Origin of the sequence: Ralstonia edaphi (genome assembly GCF_958350185.1) — a bacterium.
Lineage (GTDB): Bacteria > Pseudomonadota > Gammaproteobacteria > Burkholderiales > Burkholderiaceae > Ralstonia > Ralstonia edaphi.
Window position 1 is genome coordinate 186876 of the sequence record NZ_CATWHI010000007.1, and the last position, 10144, is coordinate 197019.

Here is a 10144-nt window from a genome sequence, read left to right on the forward strand (position 1 = left end):
TTGCATCGCACAAAAATCGCCGGGAACGGCCTAGGGATGCGGTTCTCTTGGCCATTGAGCGCGTCCGGATTGCTGCAGCACGCAAAATAATTCGATATGCAGAGTTAGCAATCAACTGACGAAAGCTGCGTTTATCCATATCGGCATGCGGGAATAGGATCAGCTCCAACGTATTCCCACCTTCCCCTTCCTGGAGACACCCATGCCGAAGATGAGAGCGATTGATGCCGCAGTTGCGGTGATGGAAAAAGAAGGCATCACCACGGCCTTCGGCGTGCCCGGTGCCGCCATCAACCCGTTGTATTCGGCGTTGCGCAAGGCCGGCAGCATCGACCACGTGCTGGCGCGCCACGTTGAAGGCGCCTCGCATATGGCCGAGGGCTACACCCGTGCCGAGCCGGGCAACATCGGCGTGTGCATCGGCACGTCGGGCCCTGCCGGCACCGACATGATCACCGGCCTGTACTCGGCCTGGGCTGATTCGATTCCCATCCTCTGCATCACCGGCCAGGCGCCCCGCGCCCGCCTGTACAAGGAAGACTTCCAGGCCGTCGACATCGAGTCGATCGCCAAGCCGGTCACGAAGTGGGCCGTCACGGTGCGTGAGCCGGCGCTGGTGCCGCGCGTGTTCCAGCAGGCGTTCCACCTCATGCGCTCGGGCCGCCCGGGCCCGGTGCTGATTGACCTGCCGTTCGACGTGCAAGTCGCCGAGATTGAATTCGACCCCGACACGTACAGCCCGCTGCCGGTCTATAAGCCCGCGGCAACGCGTGCGCAGGCCGAGCGCGCCATCGAGATGCTGTGCCAGGCCGAGCGCCCGCTGCTGGTGTGCGGCGGTGGCGTGATCAACGCCGATGCGGCCAAGTTGATGGTCGAGTTTGCCGAGCTGGTGAATGTGCCCGTCGTCCCGACCCTGATGGGCTGGGGCGTGCTGGCCGACGACCACCCGCTCAACGCCGGCATGGTGGGCCTGCAAACGTCCCACCGCTACGGCAACGCCACGCTGCTGGCGTCGGACTTCGTGTTCGGCATCGGCAACCGCTGGGCCAACCGCCACACCGGCAGCGTCGACGTCTACACCAAGGGCCGCAAGTTCGTGCACGTCGATATCGAACCGACCCAGATCGGCCGCGTGTTCGGTCCGGACCTGGGCATCGTCTCGGACGCCAAGGCGGCGCTGGAGAAGTTCATTGAAGTGGCGCGCGAGCTGAAGGCCACCGGCAAGCTGCCGTGCCGCAAGAGCTGGAACGCCGACGTGCAGAAGCGCAAGCGCACGATGCTGCGTCGCTCCGACTTCGACAACGTGCCCATCAAGCCGCAGCGCGTGTACCGCGAGATGAACCAGTACTTCCCGCGCGACGTGCGTTACGTGAGCACGATCGGCCTGTCGCAGATCGCCGCTGCGCAGTTCCTGTCGGTCAACCAGCCGCGCCACTGGATCAACTGCGGCCAGGCAGGCCCGCTGGGCTGGACGATTCCCGCCGCCATCGGCGTGAAGGTGGCCTCGCCCAACAGCGACGTAGTGGCCATCTCGGGTGACTACGACTTCCAGTTCATGATCGAAGAGATGGCGGTGGCCGCGCAGTTCAAGGTGCCGTACATCCATGTGGTGGTGAACAACTCGTACCTGGGCCTGATCCGCCAGGCGCAGCGCAACTTCGAGATGGACTACTGCGTCCAGCTCGCCTTCGACAACGTCAACGCACCCGAGCTGAACGGCTACGGCGTCGACCACGTGAAGGTGGTGGAAGGCCTGGGTTGCAAGGCGATCCGCGTGTTCAAGCCCGAAGACATCGAACCCGCCTTTGCGCAGGCCCGCCTGCTGATGGCCGAGTTCTCGGTGCCGGTGATGGTGGAAGTGATTCTCGAGCGCGTGACCAACATCGCGATGGGCACGGAGATCGACAACGTGGTCGAGTTTGAAGAGGTGCTCGACCTGGAAGACACCCTCACGGAAACCGAAGGCGTCGCCGCATAAAGACGGCCCGCCATTCCCTCACCGTCCGATACAAGGAGAAACCATGACAAAGCTGGCAGCTAACCTGACCATGCTCTTCAACGAACAGGCCTTCCTTGACCGCTTCGAAGCCGCCGCACGTGCGGGCTTCCGCGGGGTCGAGTTCCTGTTCCCCTACGCGTTTCATGCCGACCAGATTGCCGATCGCCTGAACCGCTTCCAACTCGACCTGGTCCTGCACAACCTGCCGGCCGGCAACTGGGACGGCGGCGAGCGCGGTATCGCCATCCTGCCGGACCGCGTGAGTGAGTTTCAGGACGGCGTTGGTGAGGCCATCAAATACGCCAAGGTGCTCGGCGTGAAACAGCTCAACTGCCTGGTGGGCATTCGCCCCGAAGGCGTGAGCGAAGACGCTGCGCGCAAGACGCTGGTGGAGAACCTGAAGTTTGCGGCGAAGGCACTGAAGGCGGAGAAGATTGATCTGCTGATCGAGCCGATCAACACGTTCGATATTCCGGGCTTTTATCTGAACCGTACGCAGCAGGCGCTGGACCTGATCAACGACGTGGATGCGTCCAACCTGTACGTGCAGTACGACATCTATCACATGCAGCGGATGGAAGGCGAAGTGGCTAGCACGCTGAAGCGCCATCTGGACAAGATCAAGCATGTGCAGCTGGCGGACAACCCTGGGCGTAATGAGCCGGGGACTGGGGAGATCAACTACCAGTTCTTGTTCCGTTGGCTGGATGAGATTGGGTACACGGGGTGGGTTGGGTGTGAGTACAAGCCTAAGGCTGGGACGGTTGAGGGTCTCGGCTGGCGTGACGCGCACCGGGTTGCTTGATTCTTTGTTTGGTTTTGCCTCGGTGGTGCATCCCTTGTTTCATCCCCTGCCGGGGCTGACTCACTTTCTTTGTCTTGCCAAAGAAAGTAAGCAAAGAAAGGCGCGCCCGAGATGGCGAAAGATTCCTTGAATTTATGTCGCAGAGAGGGGAAGGGAAAAACTCGCTTCGCTCAGACAGTTTCCCTTCCTTTTTCCTCCCTGCAACAGAAATTCAAGGCGCCATCTAGGGCAGGAACGTCAACGGCCAAACCATCGACCACGAGTGCAGTAGGAATCGGCAGCAGAACGCAAAGCAAAGCGAGCAACACCGCAACAAACAAGAGCCCACCTAGGACAGCGCACAGATTGTGTGGCCGTACCCTGCCCTAGATGGCGCCTTGAATTTGTGTAAGCGGGCGGAACAAAGACGGGGAACTGTCTGAGCGAAGCGAGTTTTCCCCGTCTCCGCCCGGTTACACAAATTCAAGGAGGGTGTCGCCATCTCGGGCGCGCCTTTCTTTGCTTACTTTCTTTGGCAAGACAAAGAAAGTGAGTCGCCCCCGGCAGGGGGTGAAAAGGGAGTGGACCACCAAGGCCCAAACCACAAACCACGAACCACCAACACATCCAAACCAAGGAGATCCCTCACCATGGCAAACAATCTCAACCTCGGTTTCATCGGCCTCGGCATCATGGGCGCCCCCATGGCAGGCCACCTGCGCGCCGCCGGCCACACGCTCTTCGTGCACGACGTCAACCCGGCACCCGCCGCGCTGGTGGAAGCCGGCGTGACGGTCTGCACGAGCGCGGAAGAAGTCGCCAAGCGCGCCGACATCATCTTCATCATGGTGCCCGACACCCCGCACGTTGAAGCGGTGCTGTTCAGCGAGAAGGGCGTCGCCAAGGCGCTGAAGGATGCTGGCAAGGACGCTGCCACCAACAAGATCGTCGTCGACATGAGTTCGATTTCGCCGATCGCGACGAAGGACTTCGCAGCCCGCATCAACAAGACCGGCGCGCAGTACCTGGATGCTCCGGTGTCGGGCGGCGAAGTGGGCGCGAAGGCTGCATCGCTGACGATCATGGTGGGCGGTGAGCAGGCTGCGTTCGATCGCGTGGCACCGCTGTTCCAGCTGATGGGCAAGAACATCACGCTGGTGGGCGGCAACGGCGATGGCCAGACCACCAAGGTGGCCAACCAGATCATCGTTGCGCTGAACATCCAGGCCGTGTCCGAAGCGCTGCTGTTCGCATCGAAGGCGGGTGCCGACCCGGCGAAGGTGCGTCAGGCGCTGATGGGCGGCTTCGCGGCCTCGCGCATCCTGGAAGTGCACGGCGAGCGCATGGTCAAGCGTACGTTCGAGCCGGGCTTCCGCATCGAGCTGCACCAGAAGGATCTGAACCTGGCCTTGCAAGGTGCGAAGACGCTGGGCGTGGCGCTGCCGAACACGGCCACCGCGCAGGAACTGTTCAACACCTGCGCCGCCAACGGCATGGGCAAGCAAGACCACTCGGCGCTGTGCCGCGCGATCGAGATCATGTCGAACCACGACATCGCCTGAATGCGCGCCTAAGTTGTGTGCACTGTCGCAGCCTTCGGGCGGCGGCAGTTCTTTTTTGCTGTCTCCCCGCTTTCTGCCATGCACCACGACCAATCTGCCCAGGCCGCCCTGCGCGCCGCCTTGCCCAATCCGTCGCCGCGCGCGCTGCTGCACGGCTTGTTCGATACCGCGGTGGCTGCGGTCAGTGCTGCGCAATGCCTGCCGGCATACCTGCCCGAACCGCCGCGTGGCCGCACCATCGTCATCGGTGCAGGCAAGGGCGCAGCGGCGATGGCCGAAGCGGTTGAGCAGCACTGGAAGGGTGAGTTGTCTGGCCTGGTCGTCACGCGTTACGAGCACGGCCGCGCGCCCGCCACGCAGGGCCGCATCGAAGTGGTGGAAGCCTCGCACCCCGTGCCCGATGCGGCTGGCCAACGCGCCGCGCAACGCATGGTCGGCCTGCTCGAAGGTTTGACGAAAGACGACCTCGTGCTGTGCCTGATCTCCGGCGGCGGCTCGGCGCTGCTGGCCGCGCCCGCCGAGGGCCTGACGCTGGCCGACAAGCAGTCCGTCAACCGCGCGCTGCTCAAGAGCGGCGCGAGCATCGGCGAGATGAACTGCGTGCGCAAGCACCTGTCGTCGATCAAGGGCGGGCGCCTGGCACTGGCGTGCGCACCGGCGCGTGTGGAGACGCTGCTGATCTCGGATATTCCCGGCGATGACCCCACGCTCATCGCCAGCGGCCCGACGCTGCCCGACGCCACCACCTGCGCGGATGCGCTGGCCGTGATCGACAAATACGGCATCGACGTGCCTGAAGCGGTGCGTCGTCATCTGGAAACCGGCGCGGGCGAGACGCCCAAGCCCGGCGATGCGCGCTTCGAAGGCCATCGCAGCCACGTCATTGCGACGGCCCAGCACGCGCTGGAAGCGGCTGCCGCGCAGGCACGCGCGCTCGGTTACGAGGCACACATCCTGTCGGACAGCATTGAAGGCGAGGCGCGCGATGTGGCCGAAGTGCATGCCGGCATCGTGCGGCAGATCGTGGCGCGCAATCAGCCGTTCACCAAGCCGTGCGTGATTCTGTCGGGTGGTGAAACCACGGTGACCGTGCGTGGTAATGGGCGCGGTGGGCGCAATGCCGAGTTCTTGCTGGCGCTGGGCGTGGCGTTGGATGGTTTGCCGGGGGTGTATGCGATTGCCTGCGATACCGATGGCATCGATGGCTCGGAAGACAACGCTGGGGCGATGTTGACGCCGGATAGTCTGGCGCGTGCTGAAGCGCTTGGGTTGCGGGCTAAGCAACTGCTCGACAACAACGATGGGTATGGGTTTTTTGATGCGTTGGGGGATTTGATTGTGACTGGGCCTACGCGGACTAATGTGAATGATTTTCGGGCGATTTTGATTACCGGCTAATTTTTGGACGAGGGGGGGGATGGGGGTTTTGGTTTTGTGGTGCATCCCTTGTTTCATCCCCTGCCGGGGCTGACTCACTTTTCTTTGTCTTGCCAAAGAAAAGTAAGCAAAAGAAAGGCGCGCCCGAGATGGCGACTTCCCCTTGAATTTATGTCGCAGGGAGGGAAGGGAAAAACTCGCTTCGCTCAGACAGTTTCCCTTCCTTTTTCCTCTCTGCAACAGAAATTCAAGGCGCCATCTAGGGCAGGAACGTCAACGGCCAAACCATCGACCACGAGTGCAGTAGGAACCAGCAGCACAACGCGAAGCAGAGCGAGCAACACCGCAACAAACAAGAGCCACCTAGGACAGCACACAGATTGTGTGGCCGTACCTTGCCCTAGATGGCGCCTTGAATTTGTGTAAGCGGGCGGAACAAAGACGGGGAACTGTCTGAGCGAAGCGAGTTTTCCCCGTCTCCGCCCGGTTACACAAATTCAAGGAAGGGGTCGCCATCTCGGGCGCGCCTTTCTTTGCTTACTTTCTTTGGCAAGACAAAGAAAGTGAGTCGCCCCCGGCAGGGGGTGAAAAGGGAGTGGACCACCAAGGCCCAACCAAGCAAATAAACAACCCCACCCGGAGCAACAAAGTGCGCCGCTTCCGCAACACCAAAATCCTAGCCACCCTAGGCCCCGCCAGCAGCGACAAAGACACCATCCGCGCCCTCTTCGACGCCGGCGCGGACGTCTTCCGCCTGAACTTCAGCCACGGCTCGCACGAAGACCACCGCAAGCGCTACGACACCGTGCGCGCGGTGGAGGCCGAGACCGGTCGCCCGATCGGCATCCTCGCTGACATGCAAGGCCCGAAGTTGCGCATCGGCACGTTTGCCGACGGCCGCGTCGTGCTCAAGAATGGTGACCGCTTTGTGCTCGACCGCGACCCGACGCCGGGCGATGTCACGCGGGTGCATCTGCCGCATCCGGAGCTGTACGCCGCTACCGCGCCGGGCCAGTCGCTGTTGCTGGACGACGGCAAGATCCGCCTGGCCGTGGAAGCCGCCGACCCAACGGCCATCGTCACGCGCGTGGTCGATGGCGGCCCGCTGTCCGACCGCAAGGGCGTGAACGTGCCGGACGCCGTGATCCCCATCCCCGCGCTCACCGAGAAAGACCTGCGCGATCTGGACTTTGCGCTGTCATTGGGCGTGGACTGGATTGCGCTGTCGTTCGTGCAGCGCGCCGAAGACGTGATCGCCGCACGCGAGATCATCGGCGACCGCGCTGGGCTGCTCTCGAAGATCGAAAAGCCCGCCGCGCTGCTGCACCTGGAAGACATCGTGCAGGCCTCCGACGCGCTGATGGTGGCGCGCGGCGACCTGGGTGTGGAGCTGCCGCCCGAGCGCGTGCCCGGTGTGCAGAAGCGCATCCTGCGCATGGCGCGGCAGCACGGCAAGCCGGTGGTCGTGGCCACGCAGATGCTGGAATCGATGATCGAAGCGCCGGTGCCGACGCGCGCCGAAGCCTCCGACGTGGCCAGCGCCGTGTACGACGGCACCGATGCCGTGATGCTGTCGGCCGAGTCGGCCAGCGGCAAGCACCCGGTGGCGGCGGTCAGCATCATGAACCGCATCATTGCCGAGACCGAGCGCGACCCGCTCTACCGCAACCTGATCGACGCGCAACATCAACCGCCGCTGCCGACGCGCCAGGACGCCATCTGCGCGGCCCTGCGCGACGTGACGCACATCCTCGGCGCAGTGGCCACCGTCACGTACACGTCCAGCGGCAAGACGAGCCTGCGCGCCGCACGCGAGCGGCCGCTGGCGCCCATCGTCAGCATCACGCCGCGACTGGATACCGCGCGCCGGCTGGCGATTGCGTGGGGCGTGCACAGCACCGTCAGCCCGGACGTGAGCAATGTCGACGAGATGGTGGATGCGGCGTGCCGCGCCGCCGCGCGTGAAGGCTTTGCCGTGTCGGGCGACCAGATCGCCATCACGGCGGGCATGCCGTTCGGCCAGGCCGGTTCGACCAACCTGCTGCGCCTGGCGGAAATCTGGCCGCAGACGTTGGTCGGCGCTCAGGCGCAAACCACCGCGCTGCAGCCGGAACCGGCAACGGTCTGACGGGGCTTCGAGTCGGTCAGCGGATCAGACCACCTTGGAGTAGCGCGGGACGAAGGTGACGGGCTTGCCCTCGGCTTCCACCGCGCCCTCCGTGCCCGCCTGGCGCAGGTGCGAATCGAAGACCATCGCGATGCGGCGCACGAGCAGCCGCCCTTGCGGCGTGATGACGATACGCTCGTCCCCCACCCTCACCAGGCCGGCTTCCTCCAGCGGCGCCAGCGCCCGCAGCTCGTCCGCAAAGCTGCGCTTGAAGTCCAGCCCGTGGCGCACGCCGAATGCGCGCATGTTCAGTTCAAATCCGCACATCAATTCGCCAATCAGCGCGCGGCGCACGTGGTCGTCGGGCGTGAGCGACATGCCGCGCAGCACGGCAAGTTCGCCGGCATCGATGCGCGCGTAGTACGCGTCGAGATCCTTTTCGTTCTGCGCATATACATCGCCCACCCGGCTGATGGCGGACACGCCAAACGCCAGCATGTCGCAATCGGCGTGCGTGGAGTAGCCCTGGAAATTGCGTTGCAGCCGCCCTTCGCGTTGCGCGATGGCAAGTGCATCGTCGGGCCGCGCGAAGTGGTCCATGCCGATGTAGACATAACCCTCGGCGACAAGGCGTTCCACCGTCATCGCAAGGAGGTCGAGTTTTTGGTCTGCAGTCGGCAGCGTGAGCATGTCGATGCGGCGCTGCGCCTTGAACAAGTGCGGCAGGTGCGCATAGCTGTAGACGGACAGCCGATCAGGCGCCATCTCCAGCACGCGGTCCAGCGTGGCATTGAACGTTTCGGTGCGCTGATACGGCAGGCCGTAGATCAGGTCGAAGCTGATCGACTCGAAGCCCAGCCGGCGCGCGGTGTCGACCACGCGGCGTGTCTCTTCCACGCTCTGGATGCGGTGAACAGCGCGCTGGACGTCGGGGTCGAAGTCTTGGATGCCAAGGCTCGCACGGTTGAAGCCGATCTCGGCCAGGACTTCGAGCGTGGCGTCGTCGGCGTGGCGCGGGTCGAGTTCGACGGAGATCTCGCCATCGTTGGCCAGATCGAAATGCTGCCGTGTGGCAGCCATCACGGCGCGCATTTCGTCGTGCGCGAGAAACGTGGGCGTGCCGCCGCCCCAATGCAATTGCGTCACGCGGCGCAGTGGGCCGATCTGGTCGGCCACCATCGCCATCTCGCGGGCGAGCGTTTCAACGTAGCGTGCGCTGCGGGAGCGATCCTTTGTGATGACCTTGTTGCAGCCGCAGTAGTAGCAGAGGTTCGCGCAGAACGGCAGGTGCATGTACAGCGACAGCGGCGCATGCAGCGCGGGCGCGATCGCGGCGCGGCGGTGCAAGGCGTCGAGGTAATCGGCGTTACCGAATTGGTTGTGAAAGCGATCGGCCGTCGGGTAAGACGTGTAGCGCGGGCCGTGCGTATCGAAGCGCTGGGCCAGCGCGCGTACCTGCGGCGCAGACCAGCGGAACGCGGTGTCGTTTGCGGCGGACGGAGGGTCGGCCGGCTTGGCGAACGGAAACATGGGGCGGTTCTTGTGGGGGCGATGGCTCATCCTAAAACTGCGATGTGCGCGCCGCGTTGATGTGTGTCAACGTCGGTCGATGCCTGGTCTAAAGCGTTGGGTGCTGCACGCGGGCCGTCACGATGGCACAACAGCGCTGGCCGTCGACGGTGTTTTCAGGGTTTTGGGTTGTTGGTGCATCCCTTGTTTCATCCCCTGCCGGGGCTGACTCACTTTCTTTGGTCTTGCCCAAAGAAAGTAAGCAAAGAAATGCGCGCCCGAGATGGCGAAAGACTCCTTCAATTTTCGTAACCGGGCGGAGGCGGGGAAAACTCGCTGCGCTCAGACAGTTCCCCGCCTTTTTTCCGCCCGCTTACAAAAATTGAAGGCGCCATCTAGGGCAGGAAAGTCAAAGGACAAAAGCCAAACCATCAAAGCGCAGGCCCAAACGACAAAGGCCAACCTCGCGACGGGTTGGCCTTTTTCTTTTGACGTTGAGCCCTAGATGGCGCCTTGGATTTTTGTTGCGGGGAGGATCAAGGAAGGAGCCTTGTCTGAGCGCAGCGAGTTTGGCTCCTTCCCCTCCCCGCGACACAAATCCAAGGGGGGGGGTCGCCATCTCGGGCGCGCCTTTCTTTTGCTTACTTTTCTTTGGCAAGACAAAGAAAAGTAAGTCGGTCCCGGCAGGGAACGAAACAGGGATGGACCACCAAGGCAAAACCCAAAACCCAAAACCCAAAACCCAAAACCCAAAACCCAAAACCCAAAACCCAAAACCCAAAACCCAAAACCCAAAACCCAAAACC

7 protein-coding genes are annotated in these 10144 nt (G+C 63.1%); 5 read left to right on the forward strand and 2 right to left on the reverse strand.

What is annotated here, in order from left to right:
- The first annotated feature begins 202 nt into the window (after positions 1-202).
- The 5 genes from gcl (at position 203) to pyk (ending at position 7850) form a co-directional block, all read left to right on the forward strand.
- Entirely contained in the window at positions 203-1978 is a 1776-nt protein-coding gene (gene gcl / locus R2669_RS22225; protein WP_316902069.1) for a glyoxylate carboligase, read from the forward strand.
- 43 nt (positions 1979-2021) lie between these two features.
- Positions 2022-2804 (forward strand): hydroxypyruvate isomerase, encoded by a 783-nt coding sequence (gene hyi / locus R2669_RS22230; protein ID WP_096744164.1) that lies wholly within the window; start codon positions 2022-2024, stop codon positions 2802-2804.
- Between the two features lie 560 nt (positions 2805-3364).
- Positions 3365-4345: a 2-hydroxy-3-oxopropionate reductase gene (gene glxR / locus R2669_RS22235; protein WP_316902071.1), complete on the forward strand. Its 981-nt coding sequence runs from the start codon at positions 3365-3367 to the stop codon at positions 4343-4345.
- 78 nt (positions 4346-4423) lie between these two features.
- Complete coding sequence (locus tag R2669_RS22240; protein WP_316902072.1) at positions 4424-5743, forward strand: glycerate kinase type-2 family protein; 1320 nt, start codon at positions 4424-4426, stop codon at positions 5741-5743.
- Between the two features lie 628 nt (positions 5744-6371).
- Positions 6372-7850: a pyruvate kinase gene (gene pyk / locus R2669_RS22245; protein WP_316891911.1), complete on the forward strand. Its 1479-nt coding sequence runs from the start codon at positions 6372-6374 to the stop codon at positions 7848-7850.
- A 24-nt stretch (positions 7851-7874) separates the two neighbouring features.
- Here the strand turns inward: pyk and hemN are convergent, their stop codons facing one another.
- Complete coding sequence (gene hemN, locus R2669_RS22250) at positions 7875-9359, reverse strand: oxygen-independent coproporphyrinogen III oxidase (protein WP_316891913.1); 1485 nt, start codon at positions 9357-9359, stop codon at positions 7875-7877.
- Between the two features lie 388 nt (positions 9360-9747).
- Positions 9748-10144 (reverse strand): hypothetical protein (locus R2669_RS22255; RefSeq protein ID WP_316902073.1); only part of this gene is annotated, 397 nt, incomplete at its 5' end.

What these genes read in the sequence shown, in the direction of transcription:
- gcl (WP_316902069.1), top strand. Translation starts at nt 203, where the DNA reads ATGCCGAAGATGAGAGCGATTGATGCCGCAGTTGCGGTGATGGAAAAA.
- hyi (WP_096744164.1), top strand. Translation starts at nt 2,022, where the DNA reads ATGACAAAGCTGGCAGCTAACCTGACCATGCTCTTCAACGAACAGGCC.
- R2669_RS22240 (WP_316902072.1), top strand. Translation starts at nt 4,424, where the DNA reads ATGCACCACGACCAATCTGCCCAGGCCGCCCTGCGCGCCGCCTTGCCC.
- hemN (WP_316891913.1), bottom strand. Translation starts at nt 9,359, where the DNA reads ATGTTTCCGTTCGCCAAGCCGGCCGACCCTCCGTCCGCCGCAAACGAC.